Source organism: Pseudomonas tritici, from assembly GCF_014268275.3.
Lineage (GTDB): Bacteria > Pseudomonadota > Gammaproteobacteria > Pseudomonadales > Pseudomonadaceae > Aquipseudomonas > Aquipseudomonas tritici.
Window position 1 is genome coordinate 3,997,678 of the sequence record NZ_CP077084.1, and the last position, 26,106, is coordinate 4,023,783.

General features: G+C 62.0%; 26 protein-coding genes. 13 read left to right on the plus strand and 13 right to left on the minus strand.

Going from position 1 to position 26,106, the window contains the following annotated elements:
- Positions 1–13 precede the first annotated feature (13 nt).
- The 4 genes from nuoM to HU722_RS18030 all read left to right on the plus strand — a co-directional run bounded on the left by nuoM (position 14) and on the right by HU722_RS18030 (position 3,910).
- The gene (gene nuoM, locus HU722_RS18015) at positions 14–1,546 is read left to right on the plus strand and encodes an NADH-quinone oxidoreductase subunit M (RefSeq protein ID WP_049712665.1); all 1,533 of its coding nucleotides are present in this window, start codon (positions 14–16) and stop codon (positions 1,544–1,546) included.
- A 7-nt stretch (positions 1,547–1,553) separates the two neighbouring features.
- Positions 1,554–3,017 carry an NADH-quinone oxidoreductase subunit NuoN gene (gene nuoN, locus HU722_RS18020; protein WP_049712664.1) on the plus strand — a complete coding sequence of 488 codons (1,464 nt, stop codon included), beginning with the start codon at positions 1,554–1,556 and terminating at the stop codon, positions 3,015–3,017.
- Positions 3,018–3,255: 238 nt separating this feature from the next.
- Positions 3,256–3,606 carry a type II toxin-antitoxin system RelE/ParE family toxin gene (locus HU722_RS18025; protein ID WP_065890833.1) on the plus strand — a complete coding sequence of 117 codons (351 nt, stop codon included), beginning with the start codon at positions 3,256–3,258 and terminating at the stop codon, positions 3,604–3,606.
- On the plus strand, positions 3,596–3,910 hold the full coding sequence (locus tag HU722_RS18030) for a helix-turn-helix domain-containing protein (RefSeq protein WP_065881873.1): 315 nt from the start codon (positions 3,596–3,598) through the stop codon (positions 3,908–3,910). The genes HU722_RS18025 and HU722_RS18030 overlap by 11 nt, the downstream gene beginning before the upstream one ends.
- A gap of 60 nt (positions 3,911–3,970) precedes the next feature.
- On the opposite strand, the gene HU722_RS18035 is transcribed toward HU722_RS18030, so the two are convergent.
- Together HU722_RS18035 and HU722_RS18040 are read right to left on the minus strand one after the other, a co-directional pair.
- Complete coding sequence (locus tag HU722_RS18035) at positions 3,971–4,723, minus strand: outer membrane beta-barrel protein (protein ID WP_065890761.1); 753 nt, start codon at positions 4,721–4,723, stop codon at positions 3,971–3,973.
- Positions 4,724–4,847: 124 nt separating this feature from the next.
- Complete coding sequence (locus tag HU722_RS18040; RefSeq protein WP_065890760.1) at positions 4,848–5,684, minus strand: arylamine N-acetyltransferase family protein; 837 nt, start codon at positions 5,682–5,684, stop codon at positions 4,848–4,850.
- A gap of 120 nt (positions 5,685–5,804) precedes the next feature.
- On the opposite strand from HU722_RS18040, the gene HU722_RS18045 reads away from it, so the two are divergent.
- Positions 5,805–6,041 carry a DUF6555 family protein gene (locus tag HU722_RS18045; protein WP_065872056.1) on the plus strand — a complete coding sequence of 79 codons (237 nt, stop codon included), beginning with the start codon at positions 5,805–5,807 and terminating at the stop codon, positions 6,039–6,041.
- Between the two features lie 31 nt (positions 6,042–6,072).
- Here the strand turns inward: HU722_RS18045 and HU722_RS18050 are convergent, their stop codons facing one another.
- Both HU722_RS18050 and HU722_RS18055 read right to left on the minus strand, forming a co-directional pair.
- Positions 6,073–6,273 carry a DUF6021 family protein gene (locus HU722_RS18050; protein WP_065872055.1) on the minus strand — a complete coding sequence of 67 codons (201 nt, stop codon included), beginning with the start codon at positions 6,271–6,273 and terminating at the stop codon, positions 6,073–6,075.
- A gap of 14 nt (positions 6,274–6,287) precedes the next feature.
- The gene (locus HU722_RS18055) at positions 6,288–6,464 is read right to left on the minus strand and encodes a hypothetical protein (RefSeq protein ID WP_175403064.1); all 177 of its coding nucleotides are present in this window, start codon (positions 6,462–6,464) and stop codon (positions 6,288–6,290) included.
- 113 nt (positions 6,465–6,577) lie between these two features.
- Here HU722_RS18055 and HU722_RS18060 point away from each other — a divergent pair, with 113 nt between their 5' ends.
- Complete coding sequence (locus HU722_RS18060; RefSeq protein WP_065881869.1) at positions 6,578–7,099, plus strand: DUF3087 domain-containing protein; 522 nt, start codon at positions 6,578–6,580, stop codon at positions 7,097–7,099.
- A 1-nt stretch (position 7,100) separates the two neighbouring features.
- Here the strand turns inward: HU722_RS18060 and HU722_RS18065 are convergent, their stop codons facing one another.
- The 4 genes from HU722_RS18065 to HU722_RS18080 form a co-directional block, all read right to left on the minus strand.
- Positions 7,101–8,234, minus strand: coding sequence for an MFS transporter (locus HU722_RS18065; RefSeq protein ID WP_065890759.1), 1,134 nt, complete (start codon positions 8,232–8,234; stop codon positions 7,101–7,103).
- A 58-nt stretch (positions 8,235–8,292) separates the two neighbouring features.
- On the minus strand, positions 8,293–9,660 hold the full coding sequence (locus tag HU722_RS18070; RefSeq protein WP_065873423.1) for an MFS transporter: 1,368 nt from the start codon (positions 9,658–9,660) through the stop codon (positions 8,293–8,295).
- Positions 9,661–9,860: 200 nt separating this feature from the next.
- A complete protein-coding gene (locus HU722_RS18075) occupies positions 9,861–10,736 on the minus strand; it encodes a Dyp-type peroxidase (protein ID WP_065873424.1) in 876 nt (291 codons plus the stop codon).
- 28 nt (positions 10,737–10,764) lie between these two features.
- Positions 10,765–11,481, minus strand: coding sequence for an ArsR/SmtB family transcription factor (locus tag HU722_RS18080; protein ID WP_065873425.1), 717 nt, complete (start codon positions 11,479–11,481; stop codon positions 10,765–10,767).
- Between the two features lie 128 nt (positions 11,482–11,609).
- Between HU722_RS18080 and HU722_RS18085 the strand changes: the two genes are divergently transcribed.
- The 3 genes from HU722_RS18085 to HU722_RS18095 all read left to right on the plus strand — a co-directional run bounded on the left by HU722_RS18085 (position 11,610) and on the right by HU722_RS18095 (position 15,576).
- A complete protein-coding gene (locus HU722_RS18085) occupies positions 11,610–12,674 on the plus strand; it encodes an MFS transporter (RefSeq protein ID WP_065890758.1) in 1,065 nt (354 codons plus the stop codon).
- A 78-nt stretch (positions 12,675–12,752) separates the two neighbouring features.
- Complete coding sequence (locus HU722_RS18090; protein ID WP_065881859.1) at positions 12,753–14,369, plus strand: NADP-dependent glyceraldehyde-3-phosphate dehydrogenase; 1,617 nt, start codon at positions 12,753–12,755, stop codon at positions 14,367–14,369.
- Positions 14,370–14,517: 148 nt separating this feature from the next.
- The gene (locus HU722_RS18095) at positions 14,518–15,576 is read left to right on the plus strand and encodes an FUSC family protein (protein WP_186752812.1); all 1,059 of its coding nucleotides are present in this window, start codon (positions 14,518–14,520) and stop codon (positions 15,574–15,576) included.
- A gap of 180 nt (positions 15,577–15,756) precedes the next feature.
- On the opposite strand, the gene HU722_RS18100 is transcribed toward HU722_RS18095, so the two are convergent.
- Complete coding sequence (locus HU722_RS18100) at positions 15,757–16,515, minus strand: TetR/AcrR family transcriptional regulator (protein ID WP_065873428.1); 759 nt, start codon at positions 16,513–16,515, stop codon at positions 15,757–15,759.
- A gap of 362 nt (positions 16,516–16,877) precedes the next feature.
- Between HU722_RS18100 and HU722_RS18105 the strand changes: the two genes are divergently transcribed.
- The 4 genes from HU722_RS18105 to HU722_RS18120 are packed head-to-tail and all read left to right on the plus strand — an operon-like array spanning position 16,878 to position 21,504.
- Positions 16,878–17,582, plus strand: a complete 705-nt coding sequence (locus HU722_RS18105; protein ID WP_065881857.1) for an ABC transporter ATP-binding protein — start codon at positions 16,878–16,880, stop codon at positions 17,580–17,582.
- Positions 17,579–18,796: an ABC transporter permease gene (locus HU722_RS18110; RefSeq protein ID WP_065890757.1), complete on the plus strand. Its 1,218-nt coding sequence runs from the start codon at positions 17,579–17,581 to the stop codon at positions 18,794–18,796. Before HU722_RS18105 ends, HU722_RS18110 begins: the two co-directional genes overlap by 4 nt.
- Positions 18,789–20,267: a TolC family protein gene (locus HU722_RS18115; RefSeq protein ID WP_049712645.1), complete on the plus strand. Its 1,479-nt coding sequence runs from the start codon at positions 18,789–18,791 to the stop codon at positions 20,265–20,267. The genes HU722_RS18110 and HU722_RS18115 overlap by 8 nt, the downstream gene beginning before the upstream one ends.
- The gene (locus HU722_RS18120; RefSeq protein ID WP_065890756.1) at positions 20,257–21,504 is read left to right on the plus strand and encodes an efflux RND transporter periplasmic adaptor subunit; all 1,248 of its coding nucleotides are present in this window, start codon (positions 20,257–20,259) and stop codon (positions 21,502–21,504) included. Before HU722_RS18115 ends, HU722_RS18120 begins: the two co-directional genes overlap by 11 nt.
- 12 nt (positions 21,505–21,516) lie before the next feature.
- On the opposite strand, the gene HU722_RS18125 is transcribed toward HU722_RS18120, so the two are convergent.
- The 4 genes from HU722_RS18125 to HU722_RS18140 are packed head-to-tail and all read right to left on the minus strand — an operon-like array spanning position 21,517 to position 26,106.
- Positions 21,517–22,911: an FAD/NAD(P)-binding protein gene (locus tag HU722_RS18125; RefSeq protein WP_065890755.1), complete on the minus strand. Its 1,395-nt coding sequence runs from the start codon at positions 22,909–22,911 to the stop codon at positions 21,517–21,519.
- A 12-nt stretch (positions 22,912–22,923) separates the two neighbouring features.
- Positions 22,924–23,691: an ABC transporter ATP-binding protein gene (locus HU722_RS18130; protein WP_065890754.1), complete on the minus strand. Its 768-nt coding sequence runs from the start codon at positions 23,689–23,691 to the stop codon at positions 22,924–22,926.
- 3 nt (positions 23,692–23,694) lie between these two features.
- Positions 23,695–25,035 carry an ABC transporter substrate-binding protein gene (locus HU722_RS18135; protein WP_065890753.1) on the minus strand — a complete coding sequence of 447 codons (1,341 nt, stop codon included), beginning with the start codon at positions 25,033–25,035 and terminating at the stop codon, positions 23,695–23,697.
- Between the two features lie 21 nt (positions 25,036–25,056).
- Positions 25,057–26,106, minus strand: a complete 1,050-nt coding sequence (locus tag HU722_RS18140) for a branched-chain amino acid ABC transporter permease (RefSeq protein WP_065881845.1) — start codon at positions 26,104–26,106, stop codon at positions 25,057–25,059.

Genomic DNA, 26,106 nt, shown 5'->3' on the forward strand with positions numbered 1-26,106 from the left:
AAACGAGCCTGTCATGATTCTGCCCTGGCTAATCCTGATCCCCTTTATCGGCGGCCTGCTCTGCTGGATGGGTGAACGCTTCGGCGCCACCCTGCCCCGCTGGATTGCGTTGCTGACCATGTCCCTGGAACTCGCACTCGGCCTCTGGCTGTGGGCCCATGGCGACTATTCATTTGCTCCGGCACCGGGTGCCGATCCAACCTTCGCGCTTGAGTTCAAGCACGTGTGGATCCAGCGCTTCGGCATCAACGTGCACCTGGCCCTCGACGGCCTGTCGCTGTTGATGATTCTGCTGACCGGCCTGCTGGGTATCCTCTCGGTACTCTGCTCCTGGAAAGAGATCCAGCGTCACGTGGGCTTCTTCCACCTGAACCTGATGTGGATCCTGGGCGGCGTTGTCGGCGTGTTCCTCGCCCTCGACCTGTTCATGTTCTTCTTCTTCTGGGAAATGATGCTGGTGCCGATGTACTTCCTCATCGCGCTCTGGGGTCACAGTTCTTCGGACGGCAAGAAAACCCGGATCTACGCGGCGACCAAGTTCTTCATCTTCACCCAGGCTTCCGGCCTGATCATGTTGGTGGCGATCCTGGGTCTGGTACTGGTCAACTTCAACAGCACGGGCGTGATTACGTTCAACTACGCCGACCTGTTGAAAACCAAGATGTCCCTGACCACCGAGTACATCCTGATGCTGGGCTTCTTCATCGCGTTCGCGGTGAAGCTGCCGGTGGTGCCGTTCCACTCCTGGCTGCCGGATGCCCACGCACAGGCACCGACCGCCGGCTCCGTGGACTTGGCCGGTATCCTGTTGAAGACCGCCGCCTACGGCCTGTTGCGTTTCGCCCTGCCGCTGTTCCCGAATGCCTCGGCCGAGTTCGCGCCGATCGCCATGACCCTGGGTCTGATCGGGATCTTCTACGGCGCGTTCCTGGCCTTCGCACAAACCGACATCAAGCGTCTGATTGCCTTCTCGTCCGTTTCCCACATGGGCTTCGTACTGATCGGCATCTACTCCGGCAGCCAGTTGGCATTGCAAGGCGCCGTGATCCAGATGTTGGCCCACGGTGTCTCGGCCGCTGCACTGTTTATCCTGAGTGGCCAGCTGTACGAACGCCTGCACACCCGTGACATGCGGGAAATGGGTGGCGTGTGGTCGCGCATCGCTTACCTGCCGGCGATCAGCCTGTTCTTTGCCGCCGCGTCGCTGGGCTTGCCGGGTACCGGTAACTTCATCGGCGAGTTCCTGATCCTGATGGGTGCCTTCGTGCAAACACCGTGGATCAGTGCGATTGCTACCTCCGGCCTGGTGTTTGGTTCGGTCTACTCGCTGATCATGATCCACCGCGCCTACTTCGGCCCGGCCAAGTCCGACACCGTCCTGCAAGGGATGGATGCGCGCGAACTGATCATGGTGCTCGGCCTTGCGGTACTGCTGATCTACATCGGCGTGTACCCGCAACCGTTCCTGGACACTTCTGCCGCGACGATGCATGGCGTGCAGCAGTGGTTCGGCACCGCCTTCTCTCAACTCGCTTCGGCCCGGTAAGAGCGCTATGGAATTCACGATCCAACACTTTATCGCGCTTGCGCCGCTGCTGATTACCAGCCTCACCATCGTGGTGGTGATGCTGGCAATCGCCTGGCGCCGCAATCACTCGCAAACGTTCCTGCTGTCGTGTGCCGGTCTCAACCTGGCCCTGCTGTCGATCATTCCGGCCCTCAAGGTCGCACCACTGGCGGTCACGCCACTGATGATGGTCGATGACTTCGCGCTGTTGTACATCGCGTTGATCCTAGTCGCGACCCTGGCCTGCGTCACCCTCGCCCACGCCTACCTTGGCGAAGGCGGCACCGGCTACCCAGGCAACAAGGAAGAGCTGTACCTGCTGATCCTGCTGGCTGCGGCCGGCGGTATCGTGCTGGTCAGCGCTCAGCACCTGGCCGGCTTGTTCATCGGCCTGGAACTGCTGTCGATCCCGACCTACGGCCTGGTGGCCTACGCTTTCTTCAACAAGCGCTCCCTGGAAGCCGGCATCAAGTACATGGTGCTGTCGGCCGCCGGTTCCGCGTTCCTGTTGTTCGGTATGGCCCTGCTCTACGCAGAAGCCGGCAGCCTGAGCTTCACCGGCATCGGCCACGCATTGGCGGCGACCAGCATGCCTGCGCCGATTGCCCAACTGGGCCTGGCCATGATGCTGATCGGCCTGGCGTTCAAGCTGTCCCTGGTGCCGTTCCACTTGTGGACCCCGGACGTGTACGAAGGCGCCCCGGCGCCAGTGGCTGCGTTCCTGGCGACCGCGTCGAAAGTGGCCGTGTTTGCGGTGATGGTGCGTCTGTTCCAGATCTCGCCTGCGGCCAACACCGGCGTGCTGAGCGACGTGCTGACCGTGATCGCCATTGCGTCGATCCTGTTCGGTAACCTGCTGGCGCTGACCCAGAACAACCTCAAGCGTCTGCTGGGTTATTCGTCCATCGCCCACTTCGGCTACCTGCTGATCGCCCTGGTGGCGAGCAAAGGCCTGGCCGTGGAAGCCATGGGCGTGTACCTGGTCACCTACGTGATCACCAGCCTCGGCGCATTCGGCGTGATCACGCTGATGTCCTCGCCATTCAAAGGCCGTGACGCCGACGCCCTGTACGAATACCGCGGCCTATTCTGGCGCCGTCCGTACCTGACCGCCGTACTCACCGTGATGATGCTGTCGCTGGCCGGTATCCCGCTGACCGCAGGCTTTATCGGCAAGTTCTACATCGTGGCGACCGGTGTTCAAGCGCATGAATGGTGGCTGGTTGCGTCGCTGGTATTGGGCTCCGCCATCGGCGTGTTCTACTACCTGCGCGTGATGGTCACCCTGTACCTGATCGAGCCAAACCTGCGCCGTGTGGACGCCGAGCTGCATTGGGAACAGAAGGCAGGCGGCGTAATGCTGCTGGCCATCGCCCTGCTCGCGTTCTTCCTGGGCGTGTACCCACAACCGTTGCTCACCCTGGTGCAGCACGCGGTACTGGGCGTTTGATCGCTTAGCGGGATGCAGTAAACAAAACGGCGCCTTCGGGCGCCGTTTTGCGTTTCTGGGGCCGGTGCTTTTACCCTCCCCTACTCAGGGAAATTTCCTCCTGCACCTGCCTCCTTATCTGGCATCTACCCAATGAAGGCCGCCGTATGGTGTTTGCGTTTTAGGAAAGTTCCCACAGCAGGGTCACTTGACCCAAAGCGAGTGGGCCACCAAACTATACGCAGGCTACGTACAGAACATGGATGCTCTATTTATCGAACTGCCGGCCTTCGAGCGGCATCGCAAGGACTATCTGAGTGACGAGCTTTTCCACGGTTTTCAACAGGCGTTGATGAAGAACCCGGAAGCGGGAGACGTGATCGAGGGAACAGGCGGGTTACGCAAGGTTCGCTTTGTCGACGAACGACGCAACAAAGGCAAGCGCGGTGGCCTGCGGGTCATTTACTACTGGTGGTCGGGCGGCACGCAATTCTGGTTATTCACCCTGTACGGCAAACACGAACAGGACGACCTGACGCCACAGCACAAAAAAGCCCTAAAACACAGGCTGGACAGGGAAATCAAAGCGAGAACACACCATGAAACGTGAAATCTTTTCCGAACTGGTCGAAGGCTTCGACGCCCTGGCAAACGAACGCCAAGGCAAAGTCACCCTGCGGACCCACAAGGTTCATCTCAACAACCTGAAGCCGCTCACCGCAGAGGAAGTGGTCGCCGTGCGCCAACAGCTCAACCTCTCCCGTGCGGTCTTCGCCATGTACCTGCGCACCAACACGCGTACGCTGGAGAACTGGGAGCAAGGCCGGGCCAAACCCAACGCTCAGGCCGCCACCCTGATTCGCCTGGTGGCACGTTTTCCTGAGACCGTGGCGCAACTTGCTGCCTTGGGTTGACCTGCAATTACCCCAAAAAAAACGCCCCGAACATTCGGGGCGTTTTCCATTGCAACGGCGTTAGAACGCGATACCGACCTTGAAACCGTACTCATCACGCTTGAGCTTGGTGTTGTCGGCTACGTCGGAATCACCGTCGAGCTTGTACTCGGTGCGGGTGTAGTACAGGCCCGCCATCACCGGCAGGTCGCCTTTCTGATTCATCAGCAGGCTGACTTCGGCGTACGGGTTGGTGCGGTCCTTTAGGTCCACGGTGTCGCTGCCAACGTCATCTACCTTGAGCCTGGTGCGTCCATCGATAGTACGACGGGCGCCCGCTTCGACGCGCAGGGTCATGTCGTCGAACTGGTGGTTGTAGCCCAGGGCCGCCTTGGCGAACGGCGATTTGTTGGTGAGTTTCACATCGAGGTCGTTGATTTCCGGCTCGTAGCGGGTCCAGCTGTAGCCACCACCCACGATCACGTCGACAAAGTTGCGCGCATCCAGCGCAGCACGCCAGCCGAGGTCCAGGTCAGCCTGGCCTTCCTTGAGTTTGTTGTCGCTTTTTTCGCCGTACTTGGCTTCGATACCGGCCTGGTAGATAAAGCCGGATTCGGCAGTGAGCTTGTTACCGAAGTTGTAGAACAGGCCTGCTTCGGGCATGTGGCTCCTGTCGCTTTGGCTACCGCCTTCAAATTTGAAGTCGTTGTAGCTGCCCATGATCCCGAAGGTGGAAATCGGGTCGGTGGACGGTGCGGCGAACACCACGGCAGGCGCAGCGACCAGCGCCAGCAGCGATGAACCCTTGAAGAATTTTCCGAATAGCTTGGACATCGTTTTACATCTCCTTGTCTGGTGAGCAAATTATTCAGGAACCGCTTCGAACCCTGGCTTACGCGAAAGGTTCGAAATAATTTGCACCGATCTGAAAATAAAACGGGCCAACCAAGGCTCTAGCTCAACGGCCTCCAGATTCAGACGCTGCCAAGCCCGCAAGGATTTGGCGAAGCTGGGGCGAGACTGGCACGCGAATCCCAAAAATGTCGGCGAGCATCCCCACCATTTCATCGGCACTCTGGAGCGTACGTTTTTCACTCGGCCGGTCCAGGGAGTGCACTGCATAGCTGGCATTGTTCAGGGTATGGCGTTTACCCGCCGCCAACCGCGCGACTTTCAGTTGGCCCACGAACGGCGAATCCGGGTGGGTGGAGACGTACCAGTTGCCGATTTCATAGTCGATGGCCCCCTGCACTTGCAGGTCGAATACATACAAGCCCCGCCATTCCCCGGCGACTTGCGCCCACAGGGTGTAACTGCCCTGGCCGTCGAAGCTCAGCCGATAAGGTTCGTGCGCCGTGGCCTGCACCGCATCGGTGTCCAGTTGCAATGGGGTGCTGGGCACCATGCCGCCAAAACCCACGTCGGTGATATAGCGCACGCCTTCCAGCGTCACCAGGCTCAAGCGATGAGTGCGCGAGGTGCGCGCGTCCGGCGGGCCGCCCATCACCACCCGACCGGTGATACCTCTTGCATCGAAACCGAGTTCCTGCAACAGGGCCAGGAACATCTGGTTCAACTCATAGCAGTATCCGCCCCGCCCCTCCAACAGCACTTTTTGCTCGACGCTGGGCAGGTCAATGGGCACCGGCAGGCGCATCAAAGTCGACAGGCTTTCGAAGGCAAAGGTGCACACATGGCGCAGCTGCAAATCCTGCAGGGTGTGCAAGGTTGGCGCGGGCGGCGTGTCATAGCCCAGGCGTTGCAGGTAGAGGCGGCTATGGGTCAACAGTGACATGGCGCAATCCTTGGGCGCGGGATAGAGGCGACACTATGCCGCGCCAGCACGCAGGTTGTCATTTTGAATGAACCTTTTTGAACGCTCCCGTATCCATCTATAACAACACAGGGAGGCAACATGAGTACCGCAAAAATCTACACCATCAACTACCAACTGCACGGTCAACCGAAGTCCTTTGTGGTGCGCGCCGAAGTGATGAACAACGCCGAGGCATGGCACTGGGCGGCCGTTGATGCCGACATTGCGCATGTCAGCCGTGTGGGTCGCGTGGGCCACGAACAGGTGAAGAAAACCACCCGACCTTGGGCGGAGAAATTCGGCATTACCGACGTCATCTGGATCGCGCCCAAATAAACAAAAGCCCCGCACAAAGGCGGGGCTCGATTCAAGGCTTCAAGTCGCCCAACGGATCGTAGGGCGGCTTTTTTTCTGCCGGGTCTTTCTTGTCCTTGTCCAGCGGTGCAATGGCAGGGCCGATGGGGTCGACCTGTGGGTCTGCCACATCCGGCGAATCCGGGTCGAAGCCCAATTCATCCTTACCGCTGGCATGCTCGTCTGAAGACGGGCCTTTCGGTGGATTACTCACGGCGATCTCCTTGTTTAAAGCGGGCGCGCTTTGTCGTGAAGGTTTTCCAGGTCTTCCTCGACGCGTTCCACGTCGTCGTTCTGACGTTCCGCCGGGTCATTGGGGCGCAACGCATCGTTGTCACGCTCCTCTTCACCGGGTGTGCGGTCAGGGTTCGGGGTGCCGGGCGGCGGCTGCTTGTAGTCGGACATGATGGTTCACCTCAAAGGGTCTACACAGCTTTAGAGAAACCGCTGTGCGCCATCGTTCAACTTGTTTGCCCAAGCGTGAGATGATGCCAGCCCCTTCTGGAGAAACGACCCGGATGTTCGAGCTCAAACCCTGCGACCCTGTCACCTTTCGCCAACAGACCCGGCGCAGTACGCTGATTGTGGCGGTGCTCTTCCTGGCCCTGGGTATGTTGCTGTCGAGCCTGGCAGTGATGCTGTTCGGCGAGCCCGGCGGTGATAACTTCCGCTTCAATGTCGGCGGCGTCTTCGCCGGGGTGCTGATCACCTTGGCCCTGGTGCGCGGGCCGTTCTGGACCCAGCCTTGGCTGGCGCCGGCGGTGTACGGCTGGCAACTCAAGCGCAGCCTGATGAGCGTGACCAATGTGATGCACAAGGTCACCGAGCGGGTCCAGGCCAATGACCCGACGGCGATCAAGGTGCTGCGTTTTTATCACCTGGGCCTGACGCAAATGCATGAGTTGGACGCCAACTCCAGCGCCCAGGCGCAATTGGTCGGTGAGGTCGAGGCCCATAAGGCCAAGATGCAGGCATTGGGCATGGATACCGAACAAACCCGCTTCGATCCGGCCTGGCTGCAAAGCTTCAAAACCCCTTGAATCATTGCGTTGCCGTGTTGGCCCTCCAGCAGAACACCGCGCTCAGCGCAATCGCCGCGCCCGCCAGGCCAAACACCCAGGGCGCCGAGGCAATCGGCAGCAGCAGGCCTGCGAGCAATGGCCCGAGGCCGGCGCCGATATCACGCCACACGGCATTCGAGGCCAGGGCCGATACGCGCATCGAACCGGGGTTACGCTCCGCCACCAGGGTCGTCACCAGCGGCAGTTGCAGCGCGCGCAGTACCAACACCGCCGCCGCGCCGACAATCACCCAGTAACTGCCAAACGCCGTCAGGGCCAGGGCACTCAGGAACGAAAACAACAGCAACATCGAGGTGGCGCCAAAATGCTGCGCGGCGCGGCCGCCCAACGGGCTCAGGAGCATTTCCGACACATACCGCAGGGCCATCAGGCCACCGGCGATCAGCACCGCATCACCGCCAAGCAGCTTCTGCGCCTGGATCGACAGGCCAAAGATAAACAGACCATCCAGCGCCACGCCCTCGATAAACGACCACACCGCCACGCTGTCCGGCCACTTGAAGCGACGCCCCGGCGTGCTGTGTAAATCATGCCCAGCGGTAGGCAAGCCGCGCGCCATCCACAAGCCCACCAGGCAACACCCGGCCAAAATCAAAAAGATCGGACGCGGCCCGGCCCACAACGTCAGCCAGCCGCCGAGCGGCAGCGCCAGCATCGGCCCCAGCGCAATCATCGCCCGGGAACGCCCGGCCCGGCGTGCGGCACCGGCCGGCTCCGAGGTGGCCAGTACTTGGGTCGACAGGTTCAACGCGGCAAAACACAGGCCCCACACCAGCCGCAACCCCAACAAGGCCGCGAAGCCTGACAACATCGAGTTGCCCAACGCGCACAGGGTCGCCGCACCGGCGGCAATCATGCAGGTCAGGCGGTCGCCGTTGCGCGCGTAGAAATTGAGCACATGCCGGTAGCCGAAAATCCGCACCAGGCGGTTGGCCGCCAGCAGCACCCCGGCTTGGGCCAGGGTGATACCGAACGCCTGGGATTCCATCGGCAGCAGCAGGTACAGCAACACGTCACTGGGCAAGCATAAGGCCAGGGTCAGCGCGGCGCGGCGAGAATGGGTATCAGCAGTGCGGAGGGCCAGGCTGGACATAAATCTGGAAACATCCCGAAATATTCAGGTCGCCACGGTAGCCTTCCGCAACCGTGATTTACAACGGCTTTTTCCCGTAGGGCAACAAACGCAAGCCACTGGCCACGGCGCCCACCAGTGCGAACCCGCAACCCAACCACAGCGCATAATGCGGGCCGTTGCCCAGCGACAGGTGGAAACACAAGGCCACCAACGACGCGCCCAGCGTCTGCCCCAGCAATCGCGAAATCGCCACGATGCCGCTGGCTCCACCACTGCGAGCCAGCGGTGCGCTGGTCATCAACGCCTTGAGGTTAGGTGACTGGAAGAAGCCAAAACCGGCTCCACACAGCGCCATGCGCCAGCCGATATCAAACGCCGAGGCGCCGCTGCCCAATGTTGCCAGCGCGGCCATTCCCACGCTGAGCATCAATAGGCCGATGCCGCACAGCGCGCCCAGGGATACACGGTCCGCCAGGCGCCCCGCTACCAGCGCCATCACCGCCACCACAGCCGGCCACGGCGTCATTAGAAAGCCGGTTTCGACCTGGCTATGGCCAAGCGCCGCTTGCAACAGAAACGGCAACGACACAAACGCCAGGCCCTGGGCGCTGAAGGCGCAAATAGCGGTAAGGGAAGACAACGCAAACACCGGGCGCTTGAACAGATCCAGCGCCAGCATCGGCGCCGGGTGCCCGGCTTGGCGCCGCAGCAGCAAGGCGCCGCACGCCAGCGCCACGGCGACCAGGCCTAGGGTCAGAGTGCCTTGTGCACCGTGCACTGCCGTGCCCAGCCCCAAGACCAGCAACGCAAACAACCCGGCACACAACACGGCGGCGACTCGATCAAAGGCGTGCCCAGTCATCGGCAAGGTCGGCAACGAGCGCAAGCCCAGCGCCAGTGCGAGCAAGCCCAAGGGTACGTTGATCAGATACAACCAGTGCCAGGTCGCCACAGACAGTATCGCCGACGCCGCCGTCGGCCCAAGCGTAAACGCCAGCCCCACCACCAACGAGTTATAGCCCAACCCCCGTCCAAGCATTTTTGAAGGATAGATATGCCGCAACAACGCCGTATTCACGCTCATGATCGCCGCCGCCCCCAGCCCCTGCACCACCCGCGCGGCGGTCAGGGTGACGAGCGAACCGGCGAGGCCGCAAAACAGCGACGACACGATAAAGACGAGCAACCCGCCGAGGTAAACGCGGCGATGTCCCAGTACGTCACTGAGCGAAGCAAACGGCAGCACCGTCGCGATGATCGCCAACTGGTAGGCATTGACCACCCAGATCACCGACGCAGAGTCAGTGCCAATCCCCTCGGCCAAGGTCGGCAACGCGGTGTTGACGATGGCCGTGTCCAGCGTCGCCATGCCGATCCCCAAGGAGATCGCAATGACGGCCGGCAGGCGTTTATTGAGGGGCAACCCATCGGCAACAGAAGACATGAACGGTCCGGGCAGGTGACAAAGGCGTTTAGATTAAGGGCGGCGGCGAATTTTTTCAGTGGCTGATTGCGTGGCTGTCCGTATCTTCATGTTCACCGATGCTCCGTTTTAGCCATGCCCCACAATAATTCACTGCCAAGCCAGGTGGCCAGGTATTCACCCGCCGAGCCGGTAGGTAGCTGCACCCCCCTCGCACATTTTCAGTGGCTTGCAGTGACGAACAGTGCACTCAGGTCCAGACGCCCCTCCTTGATCGGCGGGCACCAGTAGTAGCCGCCGGTCAGCGGCGTGCTGATGCGATACAACCCGTCGACAATCCCATCTTCCAGGCCGCTCATGCGGCGCAGTTGCGCTTCAAACGCATCAAAGGAATGACCAAACGCAAGAAACATCAACCCGGCCTGGCCATTCTCGGCCCATGGCATGGAACGGCGTACCACGAAGGCTTCCGGGGTAAAGCTTTCCTGGGCGGTGCGTTTGGTGTGGGCGGACTCGGGGGCGTCGTCGAGTTCTTCGTTGTCGCTGTGGCGACGGCCGATGATGTGGTCGCGCTCTTGCGCAGGCAAGGCGGCGAAGCCGTCGAGGTCGTGCTGCCACTGCTGGATCGCGGCAAAACTGGCGCCGCTGTCGGTCAGGGCCGCTTCAACCGCTGCGTCGTCATGGGGGTTTTCAGTGCCGTCTTCGTAGTCGGTCAGGTCGAAGCCGGTCTTGTAGCGGAAACCTTCGGTCGCCTGCACCAGGCGAAACGCCGGGGCCAGCGCCTTTTCAAAGGCGCGGCTGCGCAACAGCAGTTCACCACGATCCACGCCATGCAACCACACCCACAGTGCTTGCTGGGTCGACGGGTTATGCGCGCCCGGCCCACTGACGATGGGGAATGTGCGCAAGCCTTCAATCCCTGCGCCCAGAGCGCTTACCAGCGGCTCGCCAAAACCGACCACTGCCACCGAATCGGCCAACTGCACCAACGCGTCCAGCGCTGCGGGAACGGCAGCCAGGGAATCCACGGCAAAAAACAGATGGCGTGCCTGCAACGGCACCGGTGCGGCAAGAATGCCCGGCTGGTACTGACTCATGTGAACTCCTTCAAGAAAGCCGCCAAGTTTACCCGGCCAGCGCGGGCTTGTGCTCAAGGTTTTCCAGGTCACGCGGGGCCAGCCCCAGTTGCGCCTTGAACTGCGCCCACCCTTTGGGCGTGACCAGCACCGCACGGGAGTTTTTGGAACGGCGCAACCAACCGGCTTCGCACAAGGCGCTCAGCAGTTGCACGCCCAGCGGGCCGGCCACGTGATGAGTGCGCTCGGTCCAGTCCAGGCATTGGCGGGCGGGCTTCACGGTAGGAGAGTCGATGCCCAGGGTGCGCAACCATATTTCGCCTGCAGGCAGCACCTCGAAGTGTTTATCGTCGATGGCGCGCAGGTAGCCGTTTTTCTCCAACGCCTGGGTCACGGCGACGCCCAATTGCCCGGCCAGATGGTTGTAGCAGCAACGCGCAAAACGCAGCCCTTGGGCTTCGCGGCTCTGGGGTTTGAGCACTATCGCCGACATCGGGGCAATTGCGCTGAGGTATTCAATGGCCTGTGCCACATGCGCACCGGCCAAGCGGTAATAACGATGCCGGCCCTGGGTTTCGCAGGCGAGCAACCCACCGGCGACCAGCTTGGCCAGGTGGGTACTGGCCGTCTGCGGGGTGATGCTGGCGGCAAAGGCCAGTTCGCCGGCCGGCAGCGCACGCCCGTCGAATAACGCCAGCAGGATCGCGGCGCGGGCAGGCTCGGCAATCAGGGCGGCAACTTCAGTGAAGGTGGACGGGTTTGACATGGCAGCTCTCCATCAGGACCGACGCAGTATAGGCGCGCCGACCGCGTGCATGCTTCGGCCGCCGTCGAAGCATCCACGTCAACCGTTCGGCTAGATTCGCCGCCTGCCCCTTTCAAGGATGACCCGCGATGCAACAACGACAGGCAGTGGCCGCAACCAGCCTCAGCTACGTACTGGTGATCCTCGACACGTCCATCGTCAACGTCGCGCTGGAGCCCATCGCCCTCGCCTTGCACAGCAACAATACAGCGCTGCAGTGGGTGGTCAGCGCCTACACGTTGAGCTTTGGCTGCCTGCTGCTCGGCGGCGGAGCACTGGCGGACCGGTTTGGCGCGCGCCGTCTCTATCTGCATGGATTGCTGCTGTTTACCCTGGCGTCGTTGCTGTGTGGTTTGGCCGGGAATGGCATGACACTGGTTGCCGCTCGGGTACTGCAAGGCATGGGTGCAGCGATGCTGGTGCCGGCGTCACTGGCGTTGATCAACCAGGCGTATCTCGACGACCCGGTCGGGCGCGCGAAAGCAATCGGCATTTGGGCCGGTTGTGGCGGTATCGCCATGGCTGCCGGGCCTCTGGTAGGCGGCGTGCTGATCGAGACCCTGGGCTGGCGCAGCATTTTCCTCGCCAACCTGCCACTGGGCCTGATCGCCATCGGCTTGAGCGCGCGCCTTGCCGCCAGTGCACCACAGCCTCGAGCGTCGGTGTGGCGCGCGGTGCAACTGTTTGGCAACCGCGTGTTCAGCGCCTGCGTGGCAGTGTCCCTGGTGTCGGCGCTGCTGTTGTATGGCCTGATGTTTTTACTCAGCCTGTATTTCCAGCGGACGTTGGGTTTCTCACCGCTGAGGACCGGCGCCGCCTTCCTGCCACTGACGGTCATGGTCAGCCTTGGCAGCCTGATGGCCGGCGAACTGGTTCGCGCCTTTGGCAGCCGCTGGCTGATCGGTGGCGCCTTGTTTTCATACACCGTGGGTTTCGCCCTGCTGCTGATCAGCGTCTCAACACCCGATTACGCGTTGATCGTCGTGCCCATGCCGCTGATCGGCCTCGCCGCGGGGCTGATCACCCCCGCCGCCACTGCCGCGCTGATGAATGGGGTGCAAAAGGAACAGGCTGGGGTGGCCGCCGGCATCCTCAACACCGCCCGGCAAATCGGCGCGGCGCTGGGCGTAGCGCTGGCCGGCGGGCTGCTCTGACGCGCCTGGCCCTTGCCACGCAGCCCTTGGATGGGTGACTCTCTAGTCATGTTTTGCAACTATTACAGGGGTAGCGACATGACCACCAGCAACCTGCTCGCCCAGCTGTTTCCCGCCTCCGCCGCCGACATTCCCGAAGAATTCCGCCTGGCAGCGCCCATCGAACAGCGCGATTACCTGGTCGACGGCCAGTTGCAAGTATGGAACGGCCCGTTAGCCAAGGTGCAAAGCCCGGTGCAACTGGGCGACGAGCGTGTGCATATCGGCAGCACGCCGCTGCTGGATGCCGACACCGCACTGACCGCCCTCGACGCCGCCGTGCGCGCCTATGACCGGGGCCAGGGCGAATGGCCGACGATGCGTGTGGCCGACCGCATCCAGCATGTCGAAGCGTTCTTGCGACGCATGCGTGAACAACGCGACGCGGTGGTGAAGTTGCTGATGTGGGAAATCGGCAAGAACCTCAAGGACTCGCAGAAAGAATTCGACCGTACCTGCGACTACATCACCGACACCATTAATGCCCTCAAGGAACTCGACCGTCGCTCCAGCCGTTTCGAGCTGGAACAGGACACCCTCGGCCAAATCCGCCGCGTCCCGCTGGGCGTGGCCTTGTGCATGGGCCCTTATAACTACCCACTGAACGAAACGTTCACCACGCTGATCCCGGCGCTGATCATGGGCAACACCGTGGTGTTCAAGCCAGCCAAGCTCGGCGTGCTGCTGATCCGCCCATTGCTGGAGGCGTTTCGCGACAGCTTCCCAGCCGGGGTGATCAACGTGATCTACGGCAGTGGCCGCGAAACCGTCAGCGCGCTGATGGCCAGCGGGAGGATCGATATCTTCGCGTTTATCGGCACCAACAAGGCCGCCAGTGACTTGAAGAAACTGCACCCCAAGCCGCACCGCCTGCGTGCGGCGCTGGGCCTGGATGCGAAGAATCCCGGCATCGTGCTGCCTGAGGTAGACCTGGACAATGCCGTCAGTGAAGCCGTCACCGGCTCGTTGTCGTTCAATGGCCAGCGCTGCACCGCGTTGAAAATCCTGTTCGTGCATGAAGATGTCGTCGGCAGCTTTATCGACAAATTCAATAAGAGGCTGGCCACGCTCAAACCCGGCATGCCGTGGGAAAACGGTGTGACGCTGACGCCATTGCCCGAAGTGGGCAAGGTGGATTACCTCAACAGCCTGGTGGCCGATGCCGCGCAACACGGTGCCAAGGTGGTGAATGAGCATGGCGGTGAGAGTCGCGGGTCGTTCTTCTACCCGGCCGTTCTGTACCCGGTGAACCCGCAGATGCGCGTGTACCACGAGGAACAGTTCGGCCCAGTGGTGCCGATCGTGCCTTACCGTGATGTAGAGAAGGTGATCGACTACGTGCTGGACTCGGATTTCGGTCAACAACTGAGCATCTTCGGTACGAATGCCGTGGAAGTCGGGCGCCTGGTGGATACCTTCGCTAACCAGGTCGGCCGTATCAACATCAACGCCCAGTGCCAGCGCGGGCCGGACACTTTCCCTTTCAACGGGCGCAAGAACTCGGCCGAGGGCACGCTGTCGGTACATGACGCATTGCGCGTGTTCTCGATCCGCACCTTGGTGGCGACCAAATTCCAGGAGAGCAACAAGGCGCTGGTCAGCGATATTTTGCGTAACCGTGATTCGAGTTTCTTGACCACTGATTACATTTTTTAAGCGTGCCACCGCTCACAATGTGGGAGCTGGCTTGCCTGCGATAGCATCGACCGGGTGTACCTGAAACACCGAGGTGCCTGCATCGCAGGCAAGCCAGCTCCCACATGTGATCGAGTTTGCCCTGATCACCGAGGCCACTTTAATACCGATGAACCTGCCCCTCTTCGCCCGGCGCCTGTTGCGCCCACTGCTCGACCCCTACCGCCGCTATCGCCACGCCAAGCTGATCCACGCCGTGCGCGTGTCCATCGGCTTGCTGGCGACGATTATGCTGACCACTGGCCTCAACCTGCCCCACGGTGAATGGGCCTCGGTGACCATGCTGGTGGTGATCGGCGGCTTGCAGCACCACGGCAATATCGGCAAGAAAGCCGTGGAGCGTGCCTATGGCACCTTGATCGGCGCCAGTGTCGGCTTGTTGCTGGTGGTGCAGGAGGCGTACGTCGGCCAGCCGCTGTTGACCTACCTGCTGATGTCGGTGGTGTGCGGCTTCTTTTCCTACCACGCCATCGGCAAGGGCGGTTACACCGCGCTGCTCTCGGCGATCACTGTGTTTATCGTCGCGGGTCACGGCGACAACCCGCTGTCGGACGGGTTATGGCGCACCGTGGATATCCTGATCGGTATCGCCCTCGCCCTGGCCTTTTCCTTCGCCCTGCCGCTGTATGCCGTGTACTCCTGGCGCTACAACCTGGCCAGCGCGTTGCGCGATTGCGCCGAGATCTACAGCCGGATTATCAATGGCGAGTCGGTCACGGATGATCAGCACCTGAAGCTGCTCAATCGGCTGAATGCGGCGATGTTGCAGTTGCGCTCGTTAATGTCGTCGGTGTCCAAGGAGGTACGCATCTCCATGACTGAGCTGGACGCGATCCAGCGGCATTTACGGATGTGCATCAGCACCCTGGAAATTCTCGGCAATACCCGGCCCGACCCTCGCGATAAACCGGCGATGGCGCGGATGCAGGTGATGTTGAAGGCCGAGCATCGGCAAATTCGCGTGCAACTGGTGGGCATGGCACGGGCGTTGAAATCTGGAGTAACGGAGCGGTTGGAGCGGCCGAGCCACGCCAGCGTTGAGCCTGGGTTGGACGTGCCGGTCTATAGCGCGTTGGATGGCTACCGGCTGCTGACCTTGCAACTGGCGCAGAACATCGATGCGATGCGCCAGCGGCTGGCCAAGAGTGCCGGGCGCTGGAAAATCTGAATTCGCCGGGAGGAAAAGAAATTCCCCATGCGATTACAGATTTCAAGGTTTTCACACTTTACCTTACAAAGTTTTCACGTTTTATTCACATCCCGGAACGTAGTGTGAAGCCTCATCCGTTACAAACGTTGCATATCAAGCCCGCCGCCCCAGCGGGCTTTTTTTTGCCTGGAATTTGAGCTAGCGCGCCGCCTTGTTCGCGGGCGCGACCGCCTGCTCACGAATGGCCCGCTGGGTATCCAGCACCTTGGCCAAAGCATGCTCCGCTTCCGGGCTTTGCTGTGGCACGCGGATCGCCGCCGACACCAGGGTGATCAACTTGGCCATCACCTCGGCATCCGTCGCCGGACGGCCCAGGCTCATGGAGTTCATCAGCAGGCGCAGCTCAGTCCCGGCCATCACGCCGGAAATCGCCTTGAGGGCAAACTGCAGGCGCACCCCAAGTTCATTGCGCGGCAGATCCGGCAAGGCCAGGGCGAAGGCTTCGAAGAAACGCTGGAACACCGGCTGGTAATGCACCTTGAGGTATTCCTGGATAAACGGCGACGTGTCGCTGTAGACCCGACCCAGGAACCGGATAAACGAACGCCCTTCCCCACTCGCGCTGGCTGGATCGCTGCGTTCCAGGCCCATGGCCGGGGCAAACAGCACGCCAAGCAAGGTGTCGCAATCGAGTGGGCCGTCGGACTCGGCTTCGCAGCGTGCCAACAGCTCCAGGCGCTGCTCGTTGAGCGGTTCCAGGCGCTGCATCAGCAGGGTTTTCATCAGGGAGTCCTTGTCCCCGAAGTGGTAGTTCACCGCCGCCAGGTTCACCTGGGCGCGCTCGGTAATCTGCCGCAACAAAACGGCGTCGTATCCATACTTGATGAAGAGAGCCTCTGTCGCATCCAGCAATCGAGTCTTGGTAATGTTTGGAGCGCTGACTTTCTTCGCGACCATAGAAGTTCCACGTGGGAAATATTGTTTTAAAAAATTATTTGATTTTTTTATACCGGGGACGTCGCTCGAAAGCAAGTAGTGACACACCGCCATATGTTCGAAAGCCTCGAACGACGGGCTCGCCATGGATGATTCATCAAAGTGTTGAGCCACCTTTCTCCACCGGGAGTAAGCATTTTCCCAAGGTAATACCGCTCTACATCGATGGCTGGCGAAGCGACGGGAAGCCGGTTAGTATTCAAACAATATTTTAAAAACAAGAAACAAAACCAGTCCATGGCGTGTACTCCGTCAGTCTCCCCAACTTGTTACAAAGCTTTACCGGAGCAGATGAGGGCGGCGCCCAGACTGAAGGCGTATTCATGACAGCTACCCCCGCGCACCCAGGCTTGATCTCGCTGCAAGGCATCGGCAAAAGCTATCAGCTGGCCGGGCAACACCTGTCCATTCTCAATGATGTATGCCTGACCATCGCCAGCGGCGACAGCTGCGGCATCCTCGGCGCATCCGGCTCCGGCAAAAGTACCCTGCTCAATATCCTCGGCCTGCTGGACCTGCCCAACTGCGGTCAGTACCACTTTGCCGGCCACGATATCTTCAACGCCACCCCCGATCAGCTGGCGGCCATCCGCAACCAGCAGATCGGGTTCGTGTTCCAGAGTTTCAACCTGCTGCCGCGCCTCAGCGCCCTGGACAATGTCGCCCTGCCCTTGAGTTATCGCGGCCTATCGCGCCACGAGTCGGTGGAGCAAGCCCTGCGCATGCTCGAGCAAGTCGGCCTGGCCGACCGTGCCCACCATCGCCCCGCCGACCTTTCCGGCGGCCAGCGCCAACGGGTCGCGATTGCCCGGGCCCTGGTGGGCAAACCCTCGGTGATACTGGCCGACGAACCCACCGGCAACCTCGACAGCACCACCGCTCAGGACATCATGGACCTGCTGCTGGCCTTGAACCGCGAGCAACAGGTCACGCTGATCATCGTCACTCACGACCCGCACATCGCCGAGCGCCTGGACCGCAAGATCCTGGTGCGCAATGGCGTGGTGCAAGAGGCCGGCTGCCTATGACCCCGCAGGGAGAGAGCCGCCTGCGGGTCGAACAAAGCCTCAGCCAACTGCTGCATGAAGCGTTTGTCAGCCTGCGCACCCTGGGCAAGCGTTCGATCCTGGCCCTGCTGGGTATCGTGATCGGCAGCTCGTCGGTGGTGGCACTGATCAATATCGGCCATAACGCGGCGGTGGATGCCGCGATGATATTCAAGGACATGGGCACCGACACCCTGATCGCCCAGTTCCCACCCAAAGGCGGCAGCAGTTCACCGATGCCCGCCCGCCTGGACCTGGACGCCGTGCGCCAAGCGGTGCCCGGCGTTGCGCACATCGGCGCCCTCTCGTTATTCAGCGGGCCCATCGTATTCCATGGCCGCACCGTCAATACCAACTTCGTCGGCAGCACACCGGATATCAAGGACGCGATGCGCCTGGCACTGCAACAGGGGCGTTTCCTGTCGAGCTTTGATGCCAATGAAACCTACGGCGTGATCGGCGCGCAGGTGGCCGAGGCCCTGGGCGCGCCGGGTGACCCGCTGCAACTGGGCGACCGTGTGCGCATCAACGATTACCTGTTCCTGATTGTGGGCATCCTGCAAAGCCAGCCGCGGGCGATGCTGATGCCGGTGCAGGCCAACGAATCACTGTTCATCCCCGCCGAAGGCATGCGCCGCATCTATGCAGCGCCGCAGATCGGCAACGTGATCATCCGCGCCACGCAGGGCCAGGACATGGAGCGCGTTGCCAAGGACGTAGCCGCCGCTCTCAAACCGCAACTTCCCGACCACGATGTGGACATCCAGGTGCCCCAGCAAATGATCGACGGCATGACCCGGCAAAGCCGCACCTTCGCCTATCTGCTGCTGGCCCTGGGGGCGATCTCCCTGGTGGGCGGTGGCGTGGGGGTGATGAACGTGATGTTGATGAACGTCTCGGAGCGGCGGCGCGAGATCGGCATTCGCATGGCTCTCGGTGCGCGCCAGCGGGACATCCGCAACCTGTTCCTGCTCGAAGCCATCACGCTCACGGCGGTGGGGGCCTTGTGCGGTGCCGTGTTGGGCATGACCGCCGCGTGGCTGTATGCCTGGCTGTCGAGCTGGGAATTCGCCCTCGCCGTCGCTGCGTTGCCGCTGGGGGTGGGCAGCACATTGCTGGTGGGGTTGTTCTTCGGCCTCTACCCGGCGGTCTCAGCCTCACGGTTGCAGCCGGTGGAGGCCCTGCGCGATGAGTAAATGGCTCTGGCTGCTCGCATTGGTCAGCCTGCCGGGCGTGGCCGCCGACGTGGTGATCAAACCGTCGGCGCCGAGCACCACCCGCAGCGGCTACGACCGCGGCGTCTCGTTGAATGCCCAGGCCACCACCATGACGTTGGGCGATGCGGTCTACCTGGGCCTGCGCAACAACCCGGCGATTCGCAGCGCCTACCTGCAACGGGTCGCGCAGAAGTTCGACCTGCGCGTGGCCGAAGATGTGTTCAACCCCAAGCTCACCCTCAACAGTTATTACCGTAATACCCGCGGCTCCGCCGACAACGCGCGCAATGCCAACGTGGCGCCGGCCACCAGCCTGCTCGGCGAATACGGCACGCGCCTGAGCATGGCCTGGACCCAGCAACTGAACAACGCCGACCGCGCCGGCCGCTATCGCAGCGACGGCCTCGACCTGGCGATCATCCAGCCGCTGCTGCGTGGCGCCGGCTGGGACGCCACCACCGCACCGCTGCGCCTGTCGCGCCTGTCGGAACAGGCCAACCGCCTGAACCTCAAGGCCACCGTGGCGCAGACCATCAGCCAGATCATCGCGACCTACCGCGAGCTGCTGCGCGCACAGGAGCAACTGAGCATCGTGCAGGACGCCCTCAAGCGCTCCGGCACCTTGCTGGAAGTCAACAAGGCGCTGATCAGTGCCGGGCGCATGGCCGAGTTTGAAATCGTGCAGACCGAAGCCGACATCGCCACCCAGCAACTGGGCGTGGAAGAGGCGCAGAATCAACTGGACACCAGCCGTCTCTCCCTACTGCGCCTGCTGGCCCTGGACCTGTCCACGCCGGTCCGTGCCACCGAAGCCCTGGAGGCCCGGCCGATGCAGATCGACAAGCGCCAGGCCTTCAACCTGGCGCAGACCCAGCAGCCTGAATACCTTGCCGCCTTGCTCGGCAGCCAGCAGGCTGACCTCAACCTGGTGATCGCCAAGGACTCCGGGCGCTGGCAGGTGGACTTGGTGGCCGGCGCGAATCAGGTGCGCGACGCCTACAATAACGATGCCGGCAGCAGCAACAATCGCACGTGGGACAGCTACGCCGGGGTGCAGGTGCAAATCCCCATCGGCGATATCAGCACGCGCCAGGCCGAAGTCCGCGCACGGGTAAACGTGGAGGACCAGGAGATCCGCATCACCGACGCGCGCCAGGAACTGGAGCGCAGCGTCAACGATGTGGTGCGCGACCTCGGCACCCGCTGGCGCCAATATGAAATCTCCCAGCGCGCCGTGGAATTGTCGCGGCGCAAGATCGAGATCGAGCGGGAAAAACTCAGCGCCGGGCGCTCCACCAACTTCCAGGTGCTGAGTTTCGAGACCGACCTGCGCAACGCCGAAAACGCGCAGCTCAATGCGCTGATTGCTTATTTGAACGCCCAGACCCAGCTCGACTTGACGCTGGGCATGACGCTGGAAAGTTGGGAAATCGCCCTCAATGACTACTAATCAGAAACGCCTGCTGGGCGCCGTATTGATCGTACTGCTGGGGGGCGCGGGCCTGGCCTTGCGCAGCCCTGCGTCCGCGCCGGCCAGCACCAGCGAGCAGTGGCTGGCCGTCAAGCCCGATGCGCTGGTGCACCAGATCGGCCTGGTGGGCAAAATCGAGCCCGACACCACCATCACCCTTACCGCGCCTTTCGATGGCAATGTGCAAGCCAATCTGGTGGAGCAAGGCCAGCGGGTCGAGGCCGGCCAAGTGCTGTTGCGCATGGACCCGGCGACCCTCGAGGTGCAACTGCGCGACGCCCTCTCCGCCCAACTCAAGGCCCGGCGCACCGTGCAAGAGATGCAGGACTGGGACAACGGCCCCACCGTCAGTCGTGCACGCCGCAGCCTGCGCACCACCGAAATGACCGCCAGTAACACCCAGCGCAAACTCACCGAAAGTGAAAACCTATTCCAGCGCGGTATCATCCCGCGCAATGAGCTGGACGACCTCAGGCAACAGACCCAGCAGCAACAACTGGACCTCGCCTCCGCCCGCAGCGAATTGCAACAGGCGATCGACCAGGGCAAGGGCGAATACCGCCAGATCGCCGACATGGAACTGACCAACGCCACGGTGAAATACGACGCCCTGTACCAACTGCTCGAAGGCAAAGAGGTCAAGGCACCCTTCTCCGGCATCGTGGTGCCACCGCCGGGCAATAGCTCCTCCTCCCAAGGCGGCGGCAACAACAATGCCCCGGTGCAGGCCGGCAGTAAGGTCAGCCAGGGTCAGGTGTTGTTTGGCCTGGCAAATATCGAGCGGCTGAAAATCGTTGCCAAGGTGTCGGAGCTGGACATCAACCAGTTGCACCAGGGCCAGGCGGTGGAAGTGCTGGGGGATGGTTTTGAGGGTGAGCGGCTGACAGGGTCGGTAAGCGTGGTGAGTGGTTTGGCGATTGCTACCGACAGCCAGGGCAGTGCGCAATTCCCGGTGACCTTGTCGATTCCCAAGCTCACGCCGCAACAGTTGCAGCGTGTGCGGCTGGGGATGAGCGCGCGGCTGACCATCGTGACCTACAACAATGCGCAGGCGATTGTGATTCCGAGCCAGGCGATCCAGCCGGACATGACGGTTGAATACCGGGAGGCGCTGGATAAGCCGGTGGAGCGAGTGAAGGTGACGACTGGGCAATCGACGGCGCAGGGGGTTGAGGTGTTTGGGCTTAGGCCTGGACTTGTGAAAGTCTCAAGATAAATGAAGATCCATTTAGATTTTTGTCAGCTTTGCGGCCAAGGCTTTAGCTTGAATCGCCACATCCGTTACCGCCGTACTTTCCCACCACATCCCCCGCAACGGCGGCCCCATGGCAAACAACCGCGAGCTGACCTGCCCCTGGGCATCCACCACCGCCCCCGAAGCATCCGCCGCAATCCCCAACGCCAATGGCCCTGGCTGAATCAACCCACGCTTGAGCAACTGTTGCGGCAACGGCCGGGCCACGCGGCGCCAGTCGTATTCGATGCCGCTGGAGTTGATCAACGCCGACCCTGAAACCTGCGTGACCGCTTGCTCGCCGCGGTGACGCAAACGGATGGTCACCCCTTCAACCGAAGGTTCCAGGCCTCTGTAAGACGCCGCCCGAATCCGCAACCGCCCCTCTTCCTGCAACCGTGCCACCAGCTGCGCGCTCAACGGCGGCGAGCGGTGATGATGGCTTTCCCACCACGGCCTGACATGACGCACGAACTGACGTTTTTCACGCTCGCTGGCCTGGCTCCACAGGCGAGCGATATGCGCGCGCACCGTGTCCAGTGGCGCTTGCCAATCGATACCCTGCGCTTGCGCAATCCGGCATTGGCGACGCACCTCACGCAGCAATTGCCGAGGAGTGCGCAGGCTGTAGTCTTCGCCGAGAAAATCCACCCAGCTCGGCGGTTGTCGGCGCACGTGAGGTAGCAGGCCGTGACGCGAGAAAACTTCGATCGGCCCACAATGCCCGGCCTGTTCCAGGGACACCACGGCATCGACCATGGTCAGCCCGGAACCGATGATCAGCACCGGCGCTTGCGGGTCAATCAAGGTCATCGCCTGCACGTCCCAAGGGTCGACCGCCGCCGCGTTCAAGCCGCTGGACTCGGTCTGCGGTGTACGCGCCGCCGGGAACATGCCGGTGGCCAACACCGCAACGCCGCCGCGCAGTTGCTGCCCGTTATTGAGGGTGAGCAGCGTCGAGGCGTCATCCACTTGCAGGTCGACCCCTTCACCGCGCACATGCTCAACGCTGGAAGCGGACTGCGCCTTGGCTTCGGCCAAGCGTTGCTGGGCATACAGACCAAAAATGCCGCGCGGCGGAAACAGCTCGCTGATCGGCACAGCCTGCTGGCTTGACTCGGGCCAACCACCCGCGCTGATGTAGTCGGTGAGCCATTGGGTCAGGTCGTCGGCATTGTCCGGGTCGACGCTCATGCGCGCCGCGTTGCCGTTCAGGGTGTGGCCCAGCTCGACGGCGCTGTAGGCTTCGCCCCGGCCGAGTTCAGCGCGCGGCTCGATCACCAGAATCTGCCGCTTGCCCGGCAAGCGCAGCAGTTGCACGGCCAGCATCGTGCCGCTCAGGCCGCCGCCGATGATCAGCACATCAGCGTTGCGGATGGATTCAGTCATGCGAAATCGCCCTTACTGTTTGCCCAGATAAATATCATGCAGGTCGCCCCGCGCCAGCAGTTCAGCGGCGCTGCCACTCAGGGCCACGCGCCCAGTATCCAGCACGTAGCCGTGGGACGCATAGTTCAGCGCAACGTTGATGTTCTGCTCGGCGATCAAAAAGCTCACCTGCTGCTCACGGTTGAGTTGCGCGATGATCTCGAAAATCTCCTGCACGATCATAGGCGCCAAACCCATGGACGGCTCGTCGAGCAGTACCAAAGTAGGACGCGTCATCAGCGCCCGGCCAATGGCGACCATCTGTTGCTCGCCGCCCGACGTCAGCCCGGCGCGGGTGTTGCGCTTGGTCTTGAGCCTTGGAAACCAGGCGTAGATACGTTCCAGGTCGTGCGCCATCTCCTTGCGGCTCAAGCGCCGCACAAAGCCGCCGCTGCGCAGGTTGTCCTCCACGGTGAGCTGGCCGAACACGTGGCGACCTTCCAGCACATGCACCATGCCCTGGCGCACGCGTTGGCTGGGGTCGATGCCGGCCAGGTCGCCGCCGGCGTACTCGATAACGCCGCGGCTGACCTCGGCTCGCTCGGCGCGCACCAGCCCGGAAATAGCCTTGAGCGTGGTGCTCTTGCCCGCGCCGTTGGCACCGAGCAACGCGACGATGGCGCCTTTGGGCACGTCTAGCGACACGCCGGCCACCGCCAGGATCGCACCGTCGTAGATCACTTCGATATCGTTGACCGTCAGCAGCGACGGGCGCGCAGAGTCGGTGGCAGGCTGGCTCATGGTTTATTCATCCCCGGTGCAGGTACGCGGCGTCAGGCCTTTTTCTTTGGCGAACGCAGCGGATTTTTCATCGATCAACGGGCGCAGTAATGCGCGGTCGGCGGCGATCCAGTCACTGATCAGTGTCCAGTTGGCGCCGTCCCACTGTTGCACCCGCGCCGAGCCGCCGCCTTCATGGTCGCGGCAGGACAGCTTGAGGTTCTGCATCAGGCCCAGGTAGCCCATGTCCTTCAAACGCGCATCGTCGATATTCAGGTGTTCCAGGCCCCAACGGCCTTCCTCGCCATTGAGCGGGCGCTTGCCAAACTTGGCCTGGCCGGTGCGGATCGCTTCCACCGCGACGGCGGCGTTCACCAGGCCGGAGTTGTAGTAGACGCTGCCGAAGTTTTTCAGGTCTTTGAGATCGCTGTGGCCCTTGTCGAGCACGTACTGCTTGAGCCGTTTGTGGATCTCGAAGTCCGCACCCGCCGGGTACGGTGTGAGGGCCAGGTAGCCTTTGGCGGCAGCACCTGCGGGCAAGACGTCTTCGCTGGAGCTGGCCCAGATATCGCCGATGATATGGTCCACCGGAAAGCCGAAGCGCGCAGCGGTCTTCACCGCCACCGGGGTGGACACGCCCCAGGTGCGCAGGAACACCCAGTCCGGGTTGGCCTGGCGCACCTGGCGCCATTGCGCCGATTGCTCGTTGCCAGGATCGGCCACCGGAATCTGGATATTTTCAAAGCCGTATTTCTCCGCCAGCAACTTCAGCGGGCCGAGGGTTTCGCGACCGTAGGCCGAATCGTGGTAGACCGTGGCAATCTTCTTGCCCTTGAGCTTGTCGAAACCACCCTCGCGCTCGGCGATGTAGTTCACCAGCGTCGATGCCTCGCTGTAGAAGGTCAGCATCACCGGGAAGTTGTACGGGAACACCGTGCCGTCGGTGGCTTCGGTGCGACCGTAGCCCAGGGTGATCAGCGGGATCTTGTCCACCTCGGCACGCTCGCTCAGCGCATAGGCTGCCGGTGCACCGTTAGGCTGGTACACCGCGACCGGCGCGCCATCCAGGCCATTCTTGAAGCGCTCGTAGCACTCGATGCCCTTCTCCGCCGTCCATTCGGTCTCGCATTCCTGCCACACCAGTTTCACGCCGTTGATACCGCCTTCGACCTCGTTGATGTAACGCAGGTAGTCAATCATCCCGGCCCACACCTGCACGCCGCTGGAGGCGTAGGCGCCGACACGGTAGGTCGCCAGGGGAATGAATTGCTGGTCCGGCGAGGCCATGGCCTGGGGTACAGCGCCGGCCAGGGAGGCCAGCGCGAAAGCGGCGCCGACCAGGGAACGTTTCAAGGATGCACGCATAGGAGTTCTCTTCGAGGAATGTCAGAAACGCAGCGGCCACTGCCGCACACGGTCACGCAGGTTGTGCAACAGGCGAATCAAGCCGTCGGGTTCCTTGATCAGGAACACGATGATCAACACGCCAAAGATGATTTTCTGCAGGTTCTGCAACTGCCCTGCATCCACCGAACCGCCGAACAGCGCCTGCCCGGCATGGCTGAGAAAGATCGGCAGCAAACTGATGAAGGCCGCGCCGACGAAGTTGCCGGCGATGCTGCCCATGCCGCCGATAATGATGATGAACAGGATCTGGAATGAGCGGTTGATATCGAAACTGCTGGCGCTGGCCGTGCCCAGATAGGCAAAGGCCCACAGCGCGCCGGCTATCCCTAAGTAGAACGAGCTGACCGCAAACGCCAGGCGCTTGTAGCGCACCACGGGAATACCGACCACGGCGGCGGCGGTGTCCATGTCGCGGATCGCCATCCAGTTGCGCCCGACCTGGCTGCGCACCAGATTGGTCGCGGTCCACGTCAACAACAGCACCGTGACCAGGGTCAGCAGGTAGCGACCCAGCGGGGTGTTGAGGTCATGGCCGAACAGCGCCAGCTTCGGCGCAGAGATAGTCCCGGATGAGCCGTAGTTGTAGAACCAGGGGAATTTGACGAACAGCCACTCCAGGAAAAATTGCGCGGCCAGCGTGGTCACCATCAGGTAGAAGCCTTTGATCCGCGAGCTGGGCAAACCGAACAGCAGGCCAACCAAAGCGCTGATAACCCCACCGCCGAGCAAGGCCACCGGCAAGCCAAGCTCCGGCAAGCGCAGCAGGAACCCGTAGGTGGCGAACGCGCCGACAGCCATGAAACCGGCAGCGCCCACCGAGGTTTGCCCGGTGTAGCCGGTGAGCAGGTTCAGGCCCAACCCGGCCAACGACAGCACCAGAAACGGGATCAGAATCGCATTGAGCCAATAATCATTGCCCCACAGCGGCACCACGATAAACGCCAGCGCCAACAGGCCAATCAGGCCCCAGGGGATACGCCGCTGGATCAGCAACAGCGGCGCGGTTTCTTGAGCAACGGGGATCGACAT

Excerpts from the sequence above, each read along its gene's own strand:
- HU722_RS18135 (WP_065890753.1), bottom strand. The coding sequence starts at position 25,035 with ATGCGTGCATCCTTGAAACGTTCCCTGGTCGGCGCCGCTTTCGCGCTG.
- HU722_RS18115 (WP_049712645.1), top strand. The coding sequence starts at position 18,789 with ATGAGTAAATGGCTCTGGCTGCTCGCATTGGTCAGCCTGCCGGGCGTG.
- nuoN (WP_049712664.1), top strand. The coding sequence starts at position 1,554 with ATGGAATTCACGATCCAACACTTTATCGCGCTTGCGCCGCTGCTGATT.
- HU722_RS18080 (WP_065873425.1), bottom strand. The coding sequence starts at position 11,481 with ATGTCAAACCCGTCCACCTTCACTGAAGTTGCCGCCCTGATTGCCGAG.
- HU722_RS18065 (WP_065890759.1), bottom strand. The coding sequence starts at position 8,234 with ATGTCCAGCCTGGCCCTCCGCACTGCTGATACCCATTCTCGCCGCGCC.
- HU722_RS18105 (WP_065881857.1), top strand. The coding sequence starts at position 16,878 with ATGACAGCTACCCCCGCGCACCCAGGCTTGATCTCGCTGCAAGGCATC.
- HU722_RS18085 (WP_065890758.1), top strand. The coding sequence starts at position 11,610 with ATGCAACAACGACAGGCAGTGGCCGCAACCAGCCTCAGCTACGTACTG.
- HU722_RS18045 (WP_065872056.1), top strand. The coding sequence starts at position 5,805 with ATGAGTACCGCAAAAATCTACACCATCAACTACCAACTGCACGGTCAA.
- HU722_RS18060 (WP_065881869.1), top strand. The coding sequence starts at position 6,578 with ATGTTCGAGCTCAAACCCTGCGACCCTGTCACCTTTCGCCAACAGACC.
- HU722_RS18125 (WP_065890755.1), bottom strand. The coding sequence starts at position 22,911 with ATGACTGAATCCATCCGCAACGCTGATGTGCTGATCATCGGCGGCGGC.
- HU722_RS18140 (WP_065881845.1), bottom strand. The coding sequence starts at position 26,106 with ATGTCGATCCCCGTTGCTCAAGAAACCGCGCCGCTGTTGCTGATCCAG.
- HU722_RS18120 (WP_065890756.1), top strand. The coding sequence starts at position 20,257 with ATGACTACTAATCAGAAACGCCTGCTGGGCGCCGTATTGATCGTACTG.
- HU722_RS18095 (WP_186752812.1), top strand. The coding sequence starts at position 14,518 with ATGAACCTGCCCCTCTTCGCCCGGCGCCTGTTGCGCCCACTGCTCGAC.
- HU722_RS18070 (WP_065873423.1), bottom strand. The coding sequence starts at position 9,660 with ATGTCTTCTGTTGCCGATGGGTTGCCCCTCAATAAACGCCTGCCGGCC.
- HU722_RS18055 (WP_175403064.1), bottom strand. The coding sequence starts at position 6,464 with ATGTCCGACTACAAGCAGCCGCCGCCCGGCACCCCGAACCCTGACCGC.
- HU722_RS18130 (WP_065890754.1), bottom strand. The coding sequence starts at position 23,691 with ATGAGCCAGCCTGCCACCGACTCTGCGCGCCCGTCGCTGCTGACGGTC.
- HU722_RS18090 (WP_065881859.1), top strand. The coding sequence starts at position 12,753 with ATGACCACCAGCAACCTGCTCGCCCAGCTGTTTCCCGCCTCCGCCGCC.
- nuoM (WP_049712665.1), top strand. The coding sequence starts at position 14 with ATGATTCTGCCCTGGCTAATCCTGATCCCCTTTATCGGCGGCCTGCTC.
- HU722_RS18040 (WP_065890760.1), bottom strand. The coding sequence starts at position 5,684 with ATGTCACTGTTGACCCATAGCCGCCTCTACCTGCAACGCCTGGGCTAT.
- HU722_RS18025 (WP_065890833.1), top strand. The coding sequence starts at position 3,256 with ATGGATGCTCTATTTATCGAACTGCCGGCCTTCGAGCGGCATCGCAAG.
- HU722_RS18075 (WP_065873424.1), bottom strand. The coding sequence starts at position 10,736 with ATGAGTCAGTACCAGCCGGGCATTCTTGCCGCACCGGTGCCGTTGCAG.
- HU722_RS18110 (WP_065890757.1), top strand. The coding sequence starts at position 17,579 with ATGACCCCGCAGGGAGAGAGCCGCCTGCGGGTCGAACAAAGCCTCAGC.
- HU722_RS18030 (WP_065881873.1), top strand. The coding sequence starts at position 3,596 with ATGAAACGTGAAATCTTTTCCGAACTGGTCGAAGGCTTCGACGCCCTG.
- HU722_RS18035 (WP_065890761.1), bottom strand. The coding sequence starts at position 4,723 with ATGTCCAAGCTATTCGGAAAATTCTTCAAGGGTTCATCGCTGCTGGCG.
- HU722_RS18100 (WP_065873428.1), bottom strand. The coding sequence starts at position 16,515 with ATGGTCGCGAAGAAAGTCAGCGCTCCAAACATTACCAAGACTCGATTG.